Raw genomic sequence first — 21,051 nt, forward strand, 5'->3', positions numbered from 1 at the left:
GAGATTGCTGGGTATGGATGAAGCACGGATATGGAGGATGAGGAATGAATGTATTAGAAGTGGAGAGACTGATCTATCTCCAATATAATAAAAAAGTTGAAAATGGTGAAAAGCCTTATCGGCTTATAAACACAAGTGGTAATAGTCGGAAATTATTTTGTGATGATATTATCTGCATCTCCAAAATAAAGGGAACGAAATATGTCCAGTATACAACTAAGGAAGGAGAGTGCAAAGAACAGGTATCTTTGGAACAGTTGGAGCAGGAACTGGATCGTTGTGAATTCGTTCTTGTAGCGAGAGGGATAATAGTCAACATGTGCCATGTTGTCAGATTACAGGGAAATAAGATCTATCTGGATAATCAGATGCAGGTAGAAATAAGCAGGACGAAAAGCGTGGAAGTGAAAGAAAAGATTCGGCGATATTGGGAGAGGCAGTGATGTGGATGGGACAGGTTCGTATCACTGTCTTTTTCAATATAGATGCGATTTTGTGCTGGAATAGAGCGTTTCTCTACAACAGGTGGATTGTTGACAGTAGATAATATAGTAATTATAATGAGAGAAAGAAAATTTATTAGAAACTAGGAGGCAGAAAATGCAGAGAACAGATGAAAAGTATCAGGCATATGTCCAGATACTGGAAGAAGAACTGGTTCCGGCAATGGGGTGTACGGAGCCGATCGCTCTCGCATATGCAGCAGCAAAGGCAAGAGAGGTTCTGGGGTGTATCCCTGACAAAGTGGATATAGGAGCGAGCGGAAGCATTATTAAGAATGTGAAAAGCGTAATTGTTCCGAATACGAACCACCTAAAAGGAATTCCTGCAGCGGCAGCCGCAGGGATCATAGCTGGAAAGGCGGAAAAAGAACTGGAAGTAATCGCAGAAGTGTCAGGAGAACAGATCGGTCAGATGGTTGAGTTTCTGGATAAGACACCGATCACGGTGGAGCATATCGATCATGGAATTACTTTCGATATTATCGTGACGGTCAGCAAAGGCGATGCTTACGCAAAAGTACGTATTGCGAACTATCATACCAATATTGTGCTTGTGGAGAAAGACGGCGAGGAACTCCTTGCGATTCCCGTAGAGGGCGAGAGTGAGGAAGGACTTACCGACAGAAGTCTTCTGGATATGAAGAGCATCTGGGACTTTATTAATACGGTGGATGTGCAGGATATCTATGAGACAATTCACCGACAGATTGAGTATAATACAGCGATTGCTGAAGAGGGCTTAAGAGGGGATTATGGCGCGAATATCGGCAAAGTCTTACTTGATACTTATGGGCAGGATGTGCGAAGCCGTGCAAAGGCTATGGCGGCAGCAGGCTCCGATGCTCGTATGAACGGATGTGAACTTCCGGTAATCATCAATGCAGGAAGCGGCAACCAGGGTATGACCTGCTCGCTTCCGGTTCTGGAATATGCGAAAGAACTGAAAGTGGACGAAGAGAAGACATACCGTGCGCTTGCATTGTCGAACCTTGTAGCGATTCATCAGAAGACAGGCATCGGAAGATTATCTGCTTATTGTGGTGCCGTCAGTGCCGGAGCAGCGGCAGGTGCAGGAATTGCATACTTGTGTGGTGGCGGGTATGAAGAAGTGATCCATACGGTAGTCAATGCGTTAGCAATCGTATCCGGTATGGTCTGCGACGGTGCAAAGGCATCCTGTGCAGCGAAGATAGCAGCATCTGTAGACGCAGGTATTCTGGGATATAATATGTTCCTGCGTGGTCAACAGTTCTATGCTGGGGATGGAATTGTTACATCAGGTGTTGAAGCTACGATTACGAATATCGGACGTCTCGGAAAAGATGGAATGAAAGAGACGAATGAAGAGATTATTAAGATGATGATTGGGGAATAAGAATCATCGAAAATACATACTGTAAAAAAATCCCATTCATAAAATAGTATATATTTCTGTAATTTGCAGATATTACTAGCAACAAGTAATACTTGATTATAGATGAATATACATGAAAGGGAGATTGAAACATGAAACAGTTCAAAAAATTAGTACTAATCCTTATGTGTACAGGAGTGATCCTGGGGCTGACCGCCTGCGGCAATGATGGCAATGCGGATGATAATGCGGCTAATAATAACGCGGCGACAGACAGCAATAATCAAAATGGTAATAACACTAATGATGCAACCAATGGTAACGATAACGGCTACGACAATAATGATGGAGTAGCGGATGAGATTGGCGATGACATTCGCGATGGTGTAGATGATGTAGAAGACGGTCTGGATGGAGATAATAACCGTGATAATACAGACAATAACGTGAATGACAACGCAGATAACACCAATAATCGATAAGAATTCAGGCAATCAGCAGAAGGCGGGAAGTCTTCTGCTGATTTGCTATATGCAACTATTTTCTTCTCTTTTATGGTTTTTTAAACTTCACTATGATAAAATGTTACGATAAGATTACAAATGAAGGAGTATCAAGGGCGCATATGAGATTCAGACCATGTATAGATATCCATAACGGAAAAGTGAAACAAATTGTAGGAGGAAGCCTGAAGGATGAGAACGATGAGGCGGTAGAGAATTTTGCATCTACACAAGATGCGGATTATTTTGCGCGCTTATATCAAAAAGACGGATTGCGTGGAGGACATGTGATTCTTCTGAATCCTCCTTCTTCCGAATATTATGAGAAGACAAAAGAACAGGCAGTGCGCGCGCTCGCCGCTTATCCAGGAGGACTACAGATTGGCGGCGGCATCACCGCAGAGAATGCAGGAGAATATATCGAAGCAGGAGCAAGTCATGTCATCGTCACATCCTATGTATTCCAAGATGGCGAGATCAGATGGGACCACATGGAAAAACTAAGACAGGCTGTAGGCAGAGAACATATAGTGATCGACTTGAGTTGCCGGAAAAAAGACGGCGCTTACTACATTGTAACCAACCGCTGGCAGACCTTCACCCAGGTGAAACTCACGAAAGAGATTTTAGCAGAGATTGCAGAATACTGCGACGAGTTTCTGGTACATGGCGTAGACGTAGAAGGGAAAGCATCTGGTGTGGAAGACGAGTTGGTCATGCTTTTGGGCGATGCGGCTACAATTCCAATCACCTACGCAGGTGGGATTGGAAGCCTCAATGATTTGAGACATTTTCAGAAGATTTCCCAAGAAAAATTAGATTTTACTATAGGAAGTGCCCTTGATCTTTTTGGAGGAGTGATTCCTTACGAAATGGTGAGGAATTTCTAAATGAATAAGTTTGGTTTGGTGTGTACTTTCTTGAACAAAAGGGTTCTGTTTTGCTTGTTTTACGGTGGGATTGGAATGCTTATTGGAAAGGTAAATGAAAGATGAGAATTAGAACTTTCTGCAATGATGATATATCAAAAATTTGTACTTTAATAAATTCAGAATTAGGATATGATGTTACTTGTAAAGATTTGGAAACAAGAATTATGCAAATGCAGGAAGATGAAAATTACATAATTTTTACTGCTGTTGACAATGAAAAGATAATTGGATTTATTGGATTGCAAATGTGCCTTGCATTTGAAGTTGAAGGAAAAATTATGCGTGTTATTGCATTAGCAGTTGCCCGTGATTTTCAGAATCAAGGAGTAGGCAGTTGTCTAATCCAGAAAGCGGAGGATTACGCAAAAGAAAATAACGTATCCGTCATTTCGGTAAACAGTGGACTTAAAAGAGCGCAAGCACATCAATTTTATGAGAAACAATCTTTTTATAAAAAAGGGTACAGTTTTTGTAAACGACTGAATCAATAACTTCCGGTTTGCAGAAGTAAAACAAGTTTCCACCTTTGTCAGCGCACCGCTTCCCCAAACGGCGTCCCTCTGACAAAAAACTTTCATGAAGCGAAAATTAACAGTTTGTAAATAGTTTGTGAATTAGTTGAATTGAACCCTGGATAGTGCTAGAATGTTGAATAGAGTGGTCTAACTATGACCAAATTAGTGACAAGGAGTTACAGTCAATATGGGTTTATTACAAAAAATATTCGGAACACATAGCGAAAACGAATTAAAGAGAATCTATCCGATCGCAGACGCAATCGAGGCATTAGATCCAGAGATGCAAAAACTATCGGACAGTGAATTAAGAGATAAGACAAGAGAGTTCAAGAAACGTCTGGCAGACGGCGAGACGTTGGATGACATTTTGCCGGAAGCCTATGCGGTAGTAAGAGAAGCTGCAGTCCGTACGCTAGGGATGAAGCACTATCGGGTACAGTTGATCGGTGGTATCATCCTGCATCAGGGACGTATCGCGGAGATGAAGACAGGTGAAGGTAAGACGCTGGTGTCTACGCTCCCTGCATATCTGAATGCATTGACAGGAGAAGGTGTACACATCGTAACAGTCAACGACTATCTGGCGAAGCGTGATGCGGAGTGGATGGGACAAGTTCATGAATTCCTTGGGCTTACGGTAGGTGTCGTGCTGAACAGCATGGACAATGATGAACGCCGTGCGGCTTATAATTGTGATATCACTTATGTAACCAATAATGAGTTGGGATTCGATTACCTGAGAGATAACATGGTAATCTACAAAGAACAATTAGTACAGAGAGGCTTGAAATATGCCATCATCGATGAGGTAGACTCTGTATTGATCGATGAGGCAAGAACTCCTCTGATCATCTCTGGTCAGAGTAGTAAATCCACCAGACTTTATGACGCATGTGATATCCTGGCACGCCAGTTGGAGCGCGGAGAAGCCAGCGGTGAATTCAGCAAGATGAATGCCATCATGGGCGAGGATATCGAAGAGACTGGTGACTTTATCGTTAATGAAAAAGAGAAGAATATCAACCTGACAGAAGATGGTGTCAAGAAGGTAGAGAAGTTCTTCCATATTGAGAACCTTGCAGATCCGGAGAATCTGGAGATTCAGCATAACATTATCCTGGCGCTTCGTGCACATAACTTGATGTTCAAAGATCAGGATTATGTAGTGAAGGATGACGAGGTTCTGATTGTTGACGAATTTACCGGACGTATTATGCCGGGACGCCGTTATTCTGACGGTCTTCATCAGGCGATAGAAGCAAAAGAGCATGTGAAGGTAAAACGTGAGAGCAAGACGCTTGCAACCATTACATTCCAGAACTTATTTAATAAATTTGCCAAGAAGGCAGGTATGACCGGTACGGCGTTAACTGAAGAACAGGAATTTCGTGAGATTTATGGAATGGACGTTGTTGAGATTCCGACCAATGTTCCGGTGCAGCGTCTCGACCTTGAAGATGCGGTATATAAGACCAAAAAAGAGAAGTTCAAAGCAGTATGTGACGCAATTGAAGAAGCACATACCAAGCATCAGCCTGTCCTGGTTGGTACGATTACGATTGAGACTTCTGAACTATTGAGCGGCATGCTGAAGAGAAGAGGAATCAAGCATAACGTATTGAATGCGAAGTTCCATGAGATGGAGGCAGAGATTGTTGCGCAGGCAGGTGTACACGATGCGGTTACCATCGCTACGAACATGGCAGGGCGTGGTACGGATATCAAACTGGATGATGAGTCAAGGGCAGCCGGAGGTCTTAAGATCATCGGTACTGAGCGTCACGAGTCCAGACGTATCGATAATCAGTTGCGTGGACGTTCCGGACGTCAGGGTGATCCGGGAGAATCCAGGTTCTACATTTCTCTGGAGGATGATCTGATGCGGCTGTTCGGTTCAGAGAGATTGATGAATATCTTCAATACGCTTGGCGTAGAGGATGGAGAACAGATCGAGCATAAGATGCTTTCCAGTGCGATTGAGAAAGCACAGCAGAAGATTGAGAGCAATAACTTTGGAATCCGTAAGAATCTGTTGGAATATGACCAGGTAATGAATGAGCAGAGAGAGATCATTTACGAAGAGAGACGCCGCGTACTTGATGGTGAGAACATGCGTGATTCCATCTTCCATATGATGAATGAATATGTGGAGAATGTTGTAGATATGGTTACTAGCCCTGATCAGGATTATGATGAGTGGAACTTGGGTGAATTGAATCTGACGATCCACAATACGATTCCGATGGCACCAGTCACAGAAGAAGACGTAAAGAATATGGGGCAGAAGGAATTGAAACATATGCTGAAAGAGCGTGCCGCCAAAGCATATGAGACGAAGGAGTCTGAATTCCCAGAAACGGAATATGTCCGTGAACTTGAGCGTGTAATTCTTCTGAAGGTGATTGATGCCAAGTGGATGGCGCACATCGATGATATGGATCAGTTGCGCCAGGGTATCGGTCTTCAGGCTTATGGACAGAGAGACCCGAAGGTTGAATATAAGATGCTTGGATATGAGATGTTCGATGAGATGACGAAGGGAATTGCGGAAGGCACGATCCGTGCATTGTTCCATGTGAGAATTGAGCAGAAGGTTGAGAGAGAGCAGGTAGCGAAAGTAACAGGAACGAATAAGGACGAAAGTGCGACGCGTGCACCAAAGAAACGTGCGGAGAAGAAAGTATATCCGAATGATCCGTGTCCGTGTGGCAGTGGAAAGAAATATAAGCAGTGCTGTGGACGCAAGTAAGGAATCTTCGGATCATAATCTTGTATTAGATTAAAAAAAATAATTCGATAGAAAGCTTACAGAAAGAGGTGAAAAAGTGGTTGAATTAGATCAGTTCAAAGTAATTATGAACGCTTATGAAGAACCTCTTGCCGAAATGAGGGATTCACTTTGACCTCGCTGGCAAAGAGAGAAGGATTGAGGAATTAGAACGCAAGATAGAGGAGCCGGGATTCTGGGACAATCCGGAAGAGTCGCAGAAACTCATGAAGGAATTGAAGAATCTTCAGGAATTGGTGAAGACGATCCACGGACTGTATGCTTCTTATGATGACATGAACCTTCTGATTGAGATGGGATATGAAGAAAACGACGATTCGCTGGTGAAAGAACTTGAGCAAGAGATCCGGGAATTTGAGAAAGTGTTTGAAGAATTGCGGATTCAGACGCTCTTATCGGGAGAATATGATTCCTGCAATGCCATCGTAACCATCCATGCAGGAGCAGGGGGAACCGAGTCCTGCGACTGGGCAAGTATGTTATATCGGATGTACAGCAGATGGGCAGAACGTAAGGGATTCACCATTCAGGTGCTGGATTATCTGGATGGCGATATCGCAGGGACGAAGACGGTAACTTTCGAGGTGAATGGCGAGAATGCCTATGGTTATCTGAAGTCAGAGAAAGGTGTTCACCGTCTGGTAAGAATCTCGCCTTTTAATGCGGCGGGAAAGAGGCAGACTTCATTCGCGTCCTGCGATGTGGTTCCGGATATTGAAGATGAGATTGACATTGAGATCGCAGATGACGATCTGAAGATTGACACATACCGGGCAAGCGGAGCAGGCGGACAGCATGTCAATAAGACGTCTTCTGCTATTCGTATCACTCATCTTCCGACAGGAATTGTGGTACAGTGTCAGAATGAGCGGTCTCAGCATCATAATAAAGAGAAAGCCATGCAGATGCTGAAGGTAAAACTCCAGCTTATGAAGGAACAGGAGCAGGCGGAGAAGGTGTCCGATATCCGTGGAGAAGTGAAAGAGATTGGCTTCGGCAATCAGATCCGGTCTTACGTGATGCAGCCATATACGCTGGTGAAGGATCACCGGACCAATGTGGAAAGCAGCAATGTAGGTGCGGTGATGGATGGCAATATTGACATGTTTATGAACGCATATCTGAAGCAGACAGCGAACAGTTAGAGGGAGGAACATATGATAAATATAGCAGTTATGGGATATGGAACGGTTGGTTCCGGAGTAGTTGAGGTGGTGAACACCAATGGAGCGCGTATCAATCAGAGAATCGGTGATGAACTGAATATCAAGTACGTGCTGGACTTAAGAGATTTCCCGGATGATCCGGTTCAGGAGAAGATCGTACATGACTTTGAGACGATTATTAATGATGATGATGTTAAGATTGTTGTAGAAGTAATGGGAGGAATCGAGCCTGCGTATACATTCGTAAAAAGGTGTCTTCAGGCGGGAAAAAGCGTGGCAACTTCTAACAAAGCACTCGTTGCCAAACATGGCGCGGAACTGTTGTCCATTGCAAAAGAGAATAATATTAACTTCTTATTTGAAGCCAGCGTAGGAGGAGGAATTCCGATTATCCGTCCGCTCAACTCCTCACTGACTGCAGATGAGATTGAGGAGATTACGGGTATCCTGAATGGAACCACTAATTATATGCTGACTAAGATGTTCTATGAAGGAGCAGATTACGACACTGTTCTTAAGGAAGCGCAGGCAAATGGCTATGCAGAGCGTAATCCGGAAGCAGATGTAGAAGGCTATGATGCATGTAGAAAGATTGCAATCCTGTCTTCATTGATATCTGGTCAGCAGGTTGATTTTGAAGATATTTACTGTGAAGGTATTACAGAGATTACGGTTGAGGATATGAAGTATGCCAGGGCAATGGGAACAACGATTAAGTTGTTAGCATCCAGCAAACGCTATGCGGGAAACAGGCTTCATGCGATTGTAGCCCCATGCATGTTATATCCGGAGCATCCGCTTTATAATGTAAATGGAGTATTTAACTCCATCTTTGTACATGGCAATGTACTTGGTGATGCCATGTTTTATGGAAGCGGTGCGGGAAAACTGCCGACAGCGAGTGCGGTAGTAGCAGATGTAGTGGATGCGGCAAAGCATCTGAACCGTAATATTATGACTATGTGGAAAGAGGAAAAATTACATCTGGAAGATAAGGCAGACGCCAAACGGCGTTTCTTCATCCGTATGAAGGGCGATGCAGATGAGATGCTTCCAAGACTTCGGGATTCCTTTGGTGACGTAGAGATTGTAAAAGCGGAAGGTCTGGAGGGTGAGTTTGGTTTCGTAACTCCTGTTATGATGGAGGGAGATTATGTTACCAGAGCGAATATCTATAAGGATCAGATCTTGCATATGATCCGTGTGGAGGATTAGAAACTTTACACGGTGGAACATAGCAGCGAAGGCAGACTGGAAGGAATGGGAGAGAAAAAGTTATGAAATATGTGGTAGTTTTAAGCGATGGTATGGCAGGCAGGCCATTGGAGGAACTGAATGGACAGACGACAATGGAGGCGGCTTATACGCCTGTAATGGATGTGCTTGCACCGGTGTCTGAAGTAGGAATGGCAGCCATGGTTCCAAAAGGAATGGCACCCGGAAGTGACACGGCGAATCTGGCGGTTATGGGATACGACCCCAAGATCTATTATACCGGGCGTTCTCCACTGGAGGCATTGAGCATTGGTGTGGATATGGAGGATACGGACGTGTCTTTTCGGTGTAACATAGTGACCCTGTCAGAAGAGGATTGTGCCTATGAGGATCGTACGATTCTGGATCATAGTTCTGATGAAATCAGTACGGAGGATGCGGCGGTTCTTGTGGAGGCGCTGAAGGAAGGACTTAAGACAGAAGGATATGAGTTCTATGTCGGCACCAGTTATCGCCATCTTTTGATTCAGAAGAATGGCAAGGTTGTAGAACTGACTCCACCGCATGATATTCTGACGAAGAGAATCGGAGATTATCTTCCGGAGGATGAAGTCTTATGTGAGATGATGAAGAAGAGTTATGAGATTCTTGAAAATCATCCATTGAACGTAGAACGCAGAAGGCAAGGGTTACATCCTGCAAATTCTGCCTGGTTCTGGGGTGCGGGAAAGAAGCCTTCTCTTACTTCTTTTGAAAAACGCACAGGAAAGAATGGCGTGATGATATCAGCTGTAGATCTCTTGAAGGGGATTGCTGTCGGAGCGGATATGGACCGCATTATCGTGGAGGGTGCGAACGGCGGTCTTCATACCAATTATGAAGGTAAGGCGCGCTCAGCAGTAAAAGCGCTTACGGAGGATGGGTATGATTTCGCGTACATTCATGTAGAAGCCCCGGATGAGATGGGACATCAGGGAAATATTCAGGATAAGATTACCGCAATTGAGAATGTGGATCAAAAAGTACTTGGTATTGTAGTGGAAGGACTTGAGAAAGCGCAGGAGGATTACCGTATCCTGTTGCTGCCGGATCATCCGACACCAATCGAAGTACGTACACATACCGGAGATCCGGTTCCGTATCTGTTATATGACAGCACAAAGAAAGAAACTGGCGTTGCTGCGTACAATGAAAAACTTGCTGCGGCAACGGGAAGAAACTGGATAGATGGTTATAAATTGATCGGACATTTGTTACAGGAGGATATATGCTAATAGTTAAGAAATTTGGCGGCAGTTCAGTGGCCAATAAAGAACGGATCTTTAATGTTGCAAAAAGATGTATTGAAGATTATAAAGCAGGAAATGATGTGGTGGTTGTACTGTCTGCGATGGGAGATACAACAGATGAATTGATCGCGCTGGCGAATACGATTAACCCGGATGCGAAGAAAAGAGAACTGGATATGCTTCTCACTACAGGAGAGCAGGTATCTGTAGCATTGATGGCGATGGCGATGCAGTCGCTGGACGTGCCTGCGGTATCTCTGAATGCTTTTCAGGTAAGAATGCACTCCACATCCCGGTATGGAAATGCACGTTTTAAGCGTGTGGAGAAGGAGAGAATCCTTCATGAACTGGATTCCAGGAAGATTGTAATCGTAACCGGATTCCAGGGAGTGAATAAGTATGATGATATTACAACACTTGGAAGAGGCGGTTCTGATACAACAGCGGTGGCACTGGCTGCGGCGCTTCATGCAGATAAGTGCGAGATCTACACGGATGTAGACGGTGTGTATACGGCAGATCCGCGGATCGTTAAGAATGCCAGAAAACTTGACGTGCTCACTTATGATGAGATGTTGGAACTGGCTAGCCTTGGTGCAAAGGTACTTCATAACCGTTCTGTGGAGATGGCAAAAAAATATAACGTAGAATTAGTCGTACGGTCCAGTTTGAACCGTTCAGAGGGAACCGTAGTCAAGGAGGCGAAAGGTATGGAAAAATTATTAGTGACAGGTGTGGCAGCCGATAAGAATACAGCCAGAATCTCTGTAATTGGAGTTGAAGATAAGCCGGGAATCGCATTCCGTATCTTTGACACTCTTGCAAAGAACAATATTAATGTGGATATTATTCTTCAATCTGTGGGAAGAGAAGGAACGAAGGATATCTCCTTTACGGTAGCATCAGATGATCTGAAGGATGCGATCAGAATCCTGGAGGAGAATAAGGAGAGACTTACCATTCAGGATGTTACATGGAATGAAGATGTAGCAAAATTGTCCGTTGTTGGAGCTGGAATGATGAGCAACCCTGGAGTGGCGGCGAAGATGTTCGAGTCGCTGTATAATTCCAGAGTGAATATCAATATGATCTCTACTTCTGAGATTCGGATTACAGTGCTGGTTCCGAAGAAAGATATTGATAAGGCTATGAATGCGGTGCATGATGGGTTCGCGATGGCAGATTAAGGAAACTTTTTAACGCGTGAAAAAGTCGGTAATGCTTAAAGAGGATAGCATTGCCGGCTTTTGATATAGTGATTATGATATTTTATAATGTGCTTAGATAACTGTTATGATATTTGCCGGAGAAGGTTACGTCTTCGCCGAACCAGGATGGTGGAGTGAAGGAGTTGGCTTCGGCTTCGGTCTGGAATTCTACTTCTACCAGGCGAAGGGGAGCGAGGTGACCTTCGAAGATGTCTAGTTCGGCGGTGAGATCCTGAGATAGGGGGATCATATAGCGCCTTTTTTGGATGAGGCGTCCGTCGATCTTGGTTAGGAGGTGTTCATAGGCTTCCTGGGTGAGAGGAAGGTTGTATTCTTCTCTTGCCATGAGACCGCCGGATTTGTAGGTGAGTTCGTATTTGTCGTTGTCCCGGCGGATACGTACAACGGGTTTTACGTTCAGGTAGCCTTGTTCCAGAATGCGGCAAGGGTAGGTGCCAAGGGATTCGGGGAGTTGTTTTACTAGGTATTTACGTTCAATTTCCATAATTTGGAGCCTCCTGTCTGTGTTTGGTGTTATCATAATATAGTTTACACTAAAAGTAAATGGTGGTATTATTTTTTACAAAGAAGAAGAGAGGGTGATTTGAGATGCTGACGGTAAGTGTGATTTTAGCGGATGGTTTTGAAGAGGTTGAAGCGTTGACGGTAGTGGATCTGCTTAGAAGAGCTAAGATTTATGTGGATACTGTTTCGATTACGGAGGAGTATACGGTGCATGGGGCACATGGGATTAATGTGCAGACGGAGGACTTGTTTGAGGAAGTGAATTTTGTGGAGTCTGATATGATCGTGCTGCCGGGAGGAATGCCGGGAACTACGAATCTGGATGAACATGAAGGGGTTCGCCGCGTTGTGAAGGATTTTTATAATGAAGGGAAATATATCGGAGCAATCTGTGCAGCACCGAAGGTGCTTGGAAATCTGGAGTTGTTGAAGGGCAAACGGATTAGCTGCTATCCTTCTGTTGAGAAGGAGATTCAGGGAGCAGTTATGACGGGGGTTCCGGTAACGGTAGATGGGAATATTGTGACCAGCCGTGGCGTGGGAACAGCGATTGATTTTGCCTTGAAATTGATCGAGGTTCTGGCAGGAAAAGAGAAAGCCGATGAGATTGCAAAGGCGATTGTATATTATTAGGCATTAGGAAATAAGATGAGAAGGAAGAAAAGATTCTTAAAAATATGGGCACTGTGCATGGTATTCATCATAGGACTGACCGGATGTGGGAAGGATTTTGATGCATCGGGTTATGTGCAGGCGGTGTTGGATCTTACGTTTCAGGGAGAGATAGAGAATGCTCTGGGATATGAAGAGAATGCGTCTGAGACTTCTCTGATGCAGCAGTACCAGGAATCGATCGATCAGTTTGTGGCTGCGAATATTACCAATGAGATTGAGATGAGTGAGACGAAGACTACGCAGTTTGCAGACTTGGTGTCTAAGATCTTTACAACAATGCGTTATAGCGTGAAAGAGGCAAAGAAGACGGGAAAGAAAGAGTATGAGGTTTCCGTCGAGATCCAGCCTTCGGATGTGTTCGTTAGTTTTCAGCAGGCTTTAACCGAAGATTCAATTAAGATGACACAGAAGATCAAGGATGGAGAATATGAAGGAGAGTCTGAGGAGGAGACGGCGCAGATGATCCTGAATGATATTGTGAATCATGCGTATGAACTGCTGGATGTTGCATATATGGACACCCAGTATGGAGACAAAGAGACGGTGATTCTCCATGTAAAATCGGATAAGAAGAAAGAATATTACATTGATGAGGACGATATGGACCAATTAATCCGAAAAATACTTCGTTTAGATGAAATTCAAGGCTAGATATTTGGCGGAGTTTGTGGTATACTCCTTTGGTGAATGTAATGTAGTATAGTATGCCTATCTTTTCGGCTACCAAAAGATAGGGCTGCCTATCCGTGCGTGCTTCGCACGATAAAGTATAAAATTAGGAGGAAATAGTAAATGAGTTTACAGGTAGAAAAGTTAGAAAAGAACATGGCGAAACTTACCATCGAGGTTTCTGCCAGTGATTTAGAGAAAGCGCTTCAGAGTGCATATATGAAGCAGAAGAACAAAATCTCTCTTCCGGGGTTCCGTAAGGGAAAAGTTCCGCGCCAGATGATCGAGAAGATGTATGGCGCAGAGATCTTCTATGATGATGCAGCGAATGAACTGATTCCAAAGGCATATGCGGATGCTTATGATGAGTGTGAACTGGAGATCGTATCCAGACCGGATATCAATGTAGTTCAGATTGAAAAGGGCAAACCATTCATCTTTACTGCTGAGGTTGCTGTTAAGCCTGAAGTGACTCTTGGAGAGTACAAAGGACTGGAAGTAGAGAAGATCTCTACACGCGTAACACAGAAAGAGATTGATGCTAAGGTACAGGAAGAAGCAGAGAAGAATGCAAGAACAGTTACCGTAGAAGACCGTCCGGTACAGGATGGCGATGAAGTAATCCTTGATTTCGAAGGATTCGTAGACGGTGTTGCTTTCGAAGGCGGAAAAGGCGAGAACTATCCTCTGACCATCGGTTCCGGATCATTCATCCCGGGATTCGAGGAGCAGTTAGTTGGCGTTGAGGCTGAGAAGGAAGTTGAAGTTAACGTAACATTCCCGGAAGAGTATCATGCAGAGGATCTGAAGGGAAAAGAAGCAGTGTTCAAGTGTACGGTACACGAGATTAAGGCAAAGGAACTTCCGGAGATTGACGATGAATTCGCGGCAGAAGTTTCTGAATTCGATACATTAGAAGAATACAAAGCTGATATTAAGGCAAAGATTAAAGAGCAGAAAGCAGCAGAAGGTAAGACAAAGCAGGAAGACTCTGTTGTTGAGCAGGCTGTTAAGAATGCAGAGTATGAGATTCCGGATGCAATGATCGAGACTCAGGCTATGCAGATGGCTGATGATTTTGCTCAGAGAATCCAGTCTCAGGGACTTACTATGGAACAGTACTTCCAGTTTACAGGAATGACTGCAGAGAAGATGTTAGAGGAACTTAGACCTCAGGCTGTAAAACGTATTGAGACACGCCTTGTATTAGAAGCAATTGCAAAAGCAGAGAACATCGAGATCAGTGATGAGAAGTTAGATGAAGAACTGGCGAAGATGGCTGAGCAGTACAAGATGGAAGTTGAGAAACTCAAAGAATTCATGGGTGAGAACGAGAAGAAACAGATGAAAGAAGATATGGCGGTTCAGGAGGCTGTTACCTTCTTGGTAGAGAATGCTGTTGAGAAATAAGGACAGTATTACTGAACTGTAGCGAGTATTGAGTCAGGAGGAGGCATATACATGAGTTTAGTACCTTATGTCATTGAACAGACTAGCCGTGGAGAACGCTCCTACGACATCTATTCAAGATTATTGAAAGACAGAATTATCTTCCTTGGAGAGGAAGTAACTGACGTGTCAGCAAGTGTGATTGTTGCACAGTTATTATTCCTGGAAGCGGAAGACCCGGAGAAGGATATCCATCTGTATATCAACAGTCCGGGAGGATCTGTGACAGCCGGTATGGCGATCTATGATACAATGCAGTATATTAAATGCGACATAGAGACTATCTGTATCGGTATGGCTGCAAGTATGGGATCATTCTTACTGGCAGGGGGAACCAAAGGCAAGAGACTTGCCCTTCCGAATGCTGAGATTATGATTCACCAGCCGTCAGGCGGTGCACAGGGACAGGCAACTGAGATTAAGATTGCTGCAGAACATATTTTAAAGACCCGCCAGAAATTAAATCAGATATTATCAGAGAATACGGGACAGCCGTTAGACGTGATCAGCGCGGATACAGAGCGTGATAACTTTATGTCTGCGGAAGAAGCAAAGGCATACGGTCTGATTGACGAAGTCATTAAGAGCCGGTAAATTTGCTTAAGATGTCCTTAGACGAGGTGAGAGTATGGTAGGAAGGAACGACGATCAGGTAAGGTGTTCGTTCTGTAACAAGACGCAGAATCAGGTGAGGAAACTGATTGCAGGACCCAATGGGACTTATATCTGTGATGAGTGTGTGGATGTATGCACCGAGATTCTGGAAGAAGAGTTCGCATATGATGACGGAAGACAGTGGAACCCATTTGCGGATATTAATCTGCTGAAACCGGAGGAGATTAAGGAATTCCTGGACGGATATGTAATAGGACAGGAGGAAGCGAAGAAGGTTCTGTCTGTTGCAGTATACAATCATTATAAGAGAATCATGGCCGGAAAAGATATGGGAGTAGAACTTGGAAAGAGTAATATTCTGATGCTTGGGCCAACAGGATGCGGCAAGACATTACTTGCCCAGTCCCTTGCCAAGATTCTGGGTGTTCCATTCGCCATTGCAGATGCAACTGCTTTGACAGAAGCCGGATACGTAGGGGAGGATGTGGAGAACATTCTGCTTAAAATCATCCAGGCGGCAGATGGCGATATCGAACGTGCAGAGTATGGCATTATCTATATCGATGAGATTGACAAGATTACTAGAAAATCTGAAAACCCATCGATTACAAGAGACGTCTCAGGTGAAGGCGTACAGCAGGCGCTTCTGAAGATTATAGAAGGAACGGTTGCCAATGTTCCGCCTCAGGGTGGAAGAAAGCACCCGCATCAGGAGTTGATCCAGATTGACACGACCAATATCCTGTTTATCTGCGGCGGCGCATTTGAAGGAATTGATAAGATTATCGAGAAACGTATCGATCAGAAGTCTATCGGATTCAATGTGGAGATCGCGAACAAGCATGAGAATGATGTTGACAGATTATTGCAGCAGGTATTACCGCAGGATCTCGTGAAATTCGGCTTGATTCCGGAGTTAGTAGGCCGTGTTCCGGTGACAGTATCTTTAGAGATGCTGGATGAGGAGGCACTGATGCGTATCTTGACAGAGCCGAAGAATGCGATTGTGAAGCAGTATCAGAAGATGCTGGAGTTGGATGGAGTAGACTTGGTATTTGACGATGCGGCTCTGAATGCAATTGCAGAGACTTCTCTTAAGAGGAAGACGGGTGCCAGAGGATTGCGTGCGATCATGGAGAATATCATGATGGATATCATGTATAAGGCTCCGTCAGATGAGACGTTAAAGTCATGCCGTATTACGGAAGACGTTGTAAAAGGAATCGGAGAACCGGAGTGTGAACATACTGCGGTCAGATCTGAGAGTGCATAATGATAAGAGGCGGGTGCAAGAGGTAACGTTGTACCCGCTCATTTTACTCTAGGGGAGACTTCATTTTAGTTGTCATACATCCAGGAGGGACTGGTGTTAGCAGACCTGCGGGGAGTATGGAAGAGTTAGGAGAAATGCTTATGAGTAGAGAGACGATGAGCCTGCCTATGGTGGCTCTAAGAGGAATAACCATATTACCGGAGATGGTGCGCCACTTTGATGTCAGCCGGGAGAAATCCCTTAAGGCGATCGAGGAGGCTATGGAAGGCGACCAGAAGATATTCCTGTCTGCACAAAAGGATATAGATGTGGAAGATCCAGGCGTTGCAGATGTGTATCAGATGGGATGTATTGCTACCATCCGCCAGATTGTAAAATTACCAAAGAAAATGAGCAGAGTTCTGATATCAGGAGAAGCCAGAGCCTGCATAAATGCGATAGAGTCCGAAGAACCTTATCTTCGGGCGAATGTAACTGTAATTGAAGATGCCGATACGTCTGTGGAAGATACGGGTGCCAAGGAGCATCCATTGAATCTGGAAGCGATGATTCGTGGCATGAAAGATATTTTTAAAGAATATCTTTTGAAGAATCCGAAATTATCCAAAGAACTGGCATTTCAGATTGAGAATATCAATGATCTGAAACGGCTGGTTGATGTAATTGCAGCCAATGTGCCATTCTCCTATACGGATGCCCAGCAGCTTCTGGAGGAGACGGATCTGATGCGGCGTTATGAACTTCTGGCTTTTAAAGTGGTGAATGAGATCCAGATTCAGAATGTCAAAGAAGAGATTCAGATGAAGGTGAAGGAGAAGGTTGACAAGAACCAGCGGGAATACATTCTTCGGGAAGAGATGAAACTGATTCGTGAGGAACTGGGGGATGATAACACGCTGTCCGATGCGGATGAGTTCCAGCAGGCAGCAGATGCTTTGAATGCTCCTGCGGAAGTGAAGGAGAAACTGAATAAAGAGATCAAGAGATTCCGCAATTCTATGGGGAATCCGGCAGAGATCGGTGTGATCCGCACATATATTGAGACGATACTTGAGATGCCTTGGGATAAGATCTGTGAGGAGCATCAGGATATTGGATTTGCCAAAGAGGTGCTGGATGCAGATCACTATGGATTAGACAAAGTCAAAGAAAGGGTGTTGGAATTCCTGGCGGTGCGTGCGCTCACTAAGAAAGGAGAGACGCCGATCCTTTGCCTGGTAGGACCTCCGGGAACTGGTAAGACTTCCATTGCTAAGTCACTGGCAAGGGCACTTAAGAAGCCTTATGTGCGCATTTCATTAGGTGGTGTGCGGGATGAGGCGGAGATTCGCGGACATCGGAAGACTTATGTAGGTGCTATGCCCGGAAGAATTGCCAACGCGATGAAGCAGGCTGGGGTTAAGAATCCGTTGATGCTGCTGGATGAGATTGATAAAGTTAGCAACGACTATAAGGGAGATACGTTCTCTGCGCTTTTGGAGGTGCTGGACAGTGAACAGAACCATAAGTTCCGCGATCATTATCTGGAAGTGCCTCTGGATTTGTCGGAGGTGCTGTTCGTGACGACGGCAAATACGCTGCAGACCATTCCAAGGCCGCTTCTGGATCGTATGGAAGTGATCGAAGTCAGCAGTTATACAGAGAATGAGAAACTGCACATTGCCATGGAGCATCTGATTCCGAAGCAGTTAGAGAAACATGGTCTGACACCGGAGCAGTTGACTATCAGTAAGAAGGCTGTATGGAAGATGGCTCGTAATTATACGAAAGAGGCAGGTGTAAGGCAGTTAGAGCGTAAGATCGGAGATATTTGCAGAAAGGCAGCAAGGGAGATTCTGGAGACGAAGAAGAAAGCGATCCATGTAACAGAGCGTAATCTTCACAATTATCTTGGCAAAGAATTATATATTTATCAGATGGCAAATGAAGTAGATGAGGTAGGAATCGTCCGTGGTCTGGCATGGACCAGCGTGGGCGGGGATACCTTACAGATTGAAGTGAATGTGATGCCGGGAGAAGGAGAGATCCTATTAACTGGTCAGTTAGGCGACGTGATGAAAGAATCTGCAAGAACAGGCATCAGTTATATTCGGTCTGTCAGCAAAGAATACAAGATTGATGAGAATTTCTTCAAAGAGCATGACATACATATCCATATACCAGAAGGTGCTGTGCCGAAGGACGGACCATCTGCCGGAATTACGATGGCAACAGCCATGATATCGGCGATTACCGGAAGAAAGGCAAGAGCGGATGTTGCCATGACCGGAGAGATTACTCTTCGGGGACGTGTGCTTCCGATTGGCGGGCTGAAGGAGAAACTGTTGGCAGCGAAGAGCGCTGGTATTAAGACTGTCATTGTGCCGAAGGAGAATACCGTGGATGTTGAGGAGATTTCTTCTGAGATTACCAAAGGTATGGAGATTATTCCGGTTTCCTATATGGATGAGGTGTTGAAGATTGCACTGGTTCATCCAAAGAAACAGGCAAAAACTAAGATTAAGGATAAAAATTAAGATTAAGTAAAAACTTAAGATTAAGAGTATGATTTAGGTAAGAGGAAAGAATATGATAATCAGAAATATTAATTTGGAGACGGTGTGCGGTATTACGAGCAAGTTGCCGGATAATACGCTGCCGGAGATTGCATTTGCCGGGAAATCGAATGTGGGCAAGTCGTCGCTGATCAATGCGCTGATGAACCGTAAGTCCTATGCAAGGACCTCGGCAACGCCGGGGAAGACCCAGACCATTAATTTCTACAATATTAATGAAGAATTGTATCTGGTGGATCTTCCGGGATATGGATATGCCAAGGTATCTGAGAAAGAGAAGGCCAAATGGGGGCAGTTAATTGAGCGTTACCTGCATGGATCAAAGCAGTTACAGGCAGTGTTCCTGCTAATTGATATTCGACATGATCCTTCTGCTAATGATAAGATGATGTATGACTGGATTGTGTCACGAGGGTATAATCCGATCATTATAGCGACGAAGTTGGATAAACTTAAGAGAAGTCAGGTGGATAAGCATGTCAAGGCAGTAAAGCAGGGATTGAATCTGGTGCCGGGAACGAAGATTATTCCATTCTCTTCCGTGACAAAGCAGGGAAGAGATGAAATCTGGGAACTGGTTGAGACAGAGTTCCTTGGCAAAGAAGAGGTGGAATAGTAGCATGAAGACAAACTTTAAGGAGCAGCCAAGCGATGAACGTCCTTACTGGAAGGTAATTGTTAGCCTGACCTTTAGCCTGATAGGGACGATTTTATTCCTTTATCTGGGTTATAAGTTTATTGTGTTCTTTATGCCATTCGTGATTGGCTGGTGTATTGCCACGATCGCAAGTCCGGTGGTGAACTGGCTGGAAAAAAGGGTGAAGATCGTAAAGAAACTGGGATCTGCGCTCATGATCATCGGTGTGTTGGCGGTGGTATGTTTTCTGATATATTTTATGATCAGCAGGATTGGGCGCGAGATTGCATATTTCATACAGGATATGCCGGAGATGTATGAGGATCTGGAGAATGGCTTCAGAAAGATTGGGGACAGCCTGAATGGTGTATTCGGGATGCTGCCTGCTGCAATTCAGGAGGGCTGGCATACCATGGTCAATAATCTGGATGAAACGGTAGGAGAACTGATGGGAAAAATCAGTGAGCCAACCTTTACGGCAGCAGGGAATCTGGCGAAGAGGATTCCCTCGATTCTGGTGGCCATGATTGTTACATTTGTATCTGCGTATTTCTTCATAGCAGAGCGAGAAGAAGTGATCTGTTGGTCTAAAAAGGTTGCACCGGATTCGCTGGTAACCAGAATGTCTATGGTTGTCGACAACTTAAAATACGCTGTCGGCGGTTATTTTAAGGCTCAACTTAAGATTATGGCGGTAGTGTATGTAATTTTGCTGATTGGTTTTATCATTCTGGATGTACATTTTTCATTCTTGCTGGCACTTCTCATAGCAATACTCGATTTTCTTCCTTTCTTTGGAACGGGTACTGCGCTGATTCCGTGGGCGGTATATAAGTTCCTGATGGGAGATTATAAACTGGTGGTCGGACTGCTTGTACTATATGGGGTGTCCCAACTGGTACGCCAGTTGATCCAGCCGAAATTAGTGGGGGACAGCATGGGGATGAAGCCATTGATTACCTTGGTATTGTTGTATGTAGGATATAAGGTGGGCAGCGTGTTCGGGATGATCTTTGCTGTGCCGATCGGAATGATTGTAATTAATCTGTATAAAGCGGGTGCATTTGATTATATCCTGGATGATGTGAAGATATTGATTGAAGGAATTTTGAGTTTGCGGAGCTGATTGCAAAAAGGGACAGGGCAAATTCAAAAAGGGACACGGCAAATTTAATTG

The 21,051-nt window shown here is 44.4% G+C and carries 19 protein-coding genes; 18 read left to right on the forward strand and 1 reads right to left on the reverse strand.

All coding sequences use genetic code 11. From position 1 onward, the window contains the following. Positions 1–44: 44 nt before the first annotated feature. From ACQRBN_RS10335 to ACQRBN_RS10380, 10 genes are all read left to right on the forward strand, one after another. Positions 45–443 (forward strand): LytTR family transcriptional regulator DNA-binding domain-containing protein, encoded by a 399-nt coding sequence (locus ACQRBN_RS10335; protein WP_427738897.1) that lies wholly within the window; start codon positions 45–47, stop codon positions 441–443. Between the two features lie 157 nt (positions 444–600). Beyond that, positions 601–1,878 carry a serine dehydratase subunit alpha family protein gene (locus ACQRBN_RS10340; protein WP_427738898.1) on the forward strand — a complete coding sequence of 426 codons (1,278 nt, stop codon included), beginning with the start codon at positions 601–603 and terminating at the stop codon, positions 1,876–1,878. 131 nt (positions 1,879–2,009) lie between these two features. Next, positions 2,010–2,339, forward strand: coding sequence for a hypothetical protein (locus ACQRBN_RS10345; RefSeq protein WP_427738899.1), 330 nt, complete (start codon positions 2,010–2,012; stop codon positions 2,337–2,339). 143 nt (positions 2,340–2,482) lie between these two features. Beyond that, a complete protein-coding gene (gene hisA / locus ACQRBN_RS10350; RefSeq protein ID WP_427738900.1) occupies positions 2,483–3,250 on the forward strand; it encodes a phosphoribosylformimino-5-aminoimidazole carboxamide ribotide isomerase in 768 nt (255 codons plus the stop codon). 101 nt (positions 3,251–3,351) lie between these two features. Further along, complete coding sequence (locus ACQRBN_RS10355; RefSeq protein WP_427738901.1) at positions 3,352–3,783, forward strand: GNAT family N-acetyltransferase; 432 nt, start codon at positions 3,352–3,354, stop codon at positions 3,781–3,783. Positions 3,784–3,994: 211 nt separating this feature from the next. After that, positions 3,995–6,559 carry a preprotein translocase subunit SecA gene (gene secA / locus ACQRBN_RS10360; RefSeq protein WP_427738902.1) on the forward strand — a complete coding sequence of 855 codons (2,565 nt, stop codon included), beginning with the start codon at positions 3,995–3,997 and terminating at the stop codon, positions 6,557–6,559. Positions 6,560–6,635: 76 nt separating this feature from the next. Then, a protein-coding gene (gene prfB, locus ACQRBN_RS10365) for a peptide chain release factor 2 (protein ID WP_427738904.1) occupies positions 6,636–7,743 on the forward strand; the annotation gives its coding sequence in 2 pieces (ribosomal slippage) (positions 6,636–6,698 and positions 6,700–7,743; 1,107 coding nt in all). Positions 7,744–7,755: 12 nt separating this feature from the next. After that, positions 7,756–8,979, forward strand: coding sequence for a homoserine dehydrogenase (locus ACQRBN_RS10370; protein ID WP_427738905.1), 1,224 nt, complete (start codon positions 7,756–7,758; stop codon positions 8,977–8,979). A gap of 62 nt (positions 8,980–9,041) precedes the next feature. Next, a complete protein-coding gene (locus ACQRBN_RS10375) occupies positions 9,042–10,253 on the forward strand; it encodes a cofactor-independent phosphoglycerate mutase (RefSeq protein WP_427738906.1) in 1,212 nt (403 codons plus the stop codon). After that, complete coding sequence (locus ACQRBN_RS10380) at positions 10,247–11,455, forward strand: aspartate kinase (protein ID WP_427738907.1); 1,209 nt, start codon at positions 10,247–10,249, stop codon at positions 11,453–11,455. The genes ACQRBN_RS10375 and ACQRBN_RS10380 overlap by 7 nt, the downstream gene beginning before the upstream one ends. An 82-nt stretch (positions 11,456–11,537) precedes the next feature. On the opposite strand, the gene ACQRBN_RS10385 is transcribed toward ACQRBN_RS10380, so the two are convergent. Further along, positions 11,538–11,981 carry a CYTH domain-containing protein gene (locus ACQRBN_RS10385; RefSeq protein WP_427738908.1) on the reverse strand — a complete coding sequence of 148 codons (444 nt, stop codon included), beginning with the start codon at positions 11,979–11,981 and terminating at the stop codon, positions 11,538–11,540. Positions 11,982–12,085: 104 nt separating this feature from the next. On the opposite strand from ACQRBN_RS10385, the gene ACQRBN_RS10390 reads away from it, so the two are divergent. The 8 genes from ACQRBN_RS10390 (at position 12,086) to ytvI (ending at position 21,000) form a co-directional block, all read left to right on the forward strand. Continuing rightward, on the forward strand, positions 12,086–12,634 hold the full coding sequence (locus ACQRBN_RS10390; protein WP_427738909.1) for a DJ-1 family glyoxalase III: 549 nt from the start codon (positions 12,086–12,088) through the stop codon (positions 12,632–12,634). 15 nt (positions 12,635–12,649) lie between these two features. Beyond that, the gene (locus tag ACQRBN_RS10395; protein ID WP_427738910.1) at positions 12,650–13,327 is read left to right on the forward strand and encodes a hypothetical protein; all 678 of its coding nucleotides are present in this window, start codon (positions 12,650–12,652) and stop codon (positions 13,325–13,327) included. Positions 13,328–13,468: 141 nt separating this feature from the next. Further along, a complete protein-coding gene (tig, locus tag ACQRBN_RS10400; RefSeq protein WP_427738911.1) occupies positions 13,469–14,755 on the forward strand; it encodes a trigger factor in 1,287 nt (428 codons plus the stop codon). Positions 14,756–14,806: 51 nt separating this feature from the next. Further along, positions 14,807–15,388: an ATP-dependent Clp endopeptidase proteolytic subunit ClpP gene (clpP, locus tag ACQRBN_RS10405; RefSeq protein WP_427738912.1), complete on the forward strand. Its 582-nt coding sequence runs from the start codon at positions 14,807–14,809 to the stop codon at positions 15,386–15,388. 34 nt (positions 15,389–15,422) lie between these two features. Further along, complete coding sequence (gene clpX / locus ACQRBN_RS10410) at positions 15,423–16,682, forward strand: ATP-dependent Clp protease ATP-binding subunit ClpX (RefSeq protein WP_427738913.1); 1,260 nt, start codon at positions 15,423–15,425, stop codon at positions 16,680–16,682. Between the two features lie 140 nt (positions 16,683–16,822). Continuing rightward, positions 16,823–19,198, forward strand: coding sequence for an endopeptidase La (gene lon, locus ACQRBN_RS10415; protein ID WP_427738914.1), 2,376 nt, complete (start codon positions 16,823–16,825; stop codon positions 19,196–19,198). Between the two features lie 52 nt (positions 19,199–19,250). Further along, the gene (gene yihA, locus ACQRBN_RS10420; protein WP_427738915.1) at positions 19,251–19,853 is read left to right on the forward strand and encodes a ribosome biogenesis GTP-binding protein YihA/YsxC; all 603 of its coding nucleotides are present in this window, start codon (positions 19,251–19,253) and stop codon (positions 19,851–19,853) included. Positions 19,854–19,857: 4 nt separating this feature from the next. After that, the gene (gene ytvI, locus ACQRBN_RS10425) at positions 19,858–21,000 is read left to right on the forward strand and encodes a sporulation integral membrane protein YtvI (RefSeq protein ID WP_427738916.1); all 1,143 of its coding nucleotides are present in this window, start codon (positions 19,858–19,860) and stop codon (positions 20,998–21,000) included. Positions 21,001–21,051 lie beyond the last annotated feature (51 nt).

Origin of the sequence: Bariatricus sp. SGI.154 (assembly GCF_050313795.1) — a bacterium.
Lineage (GTDB): Bacteria > Bacillota > Clostridia > Lachnospirales > Lachnospiraceae > CAMBRQ01.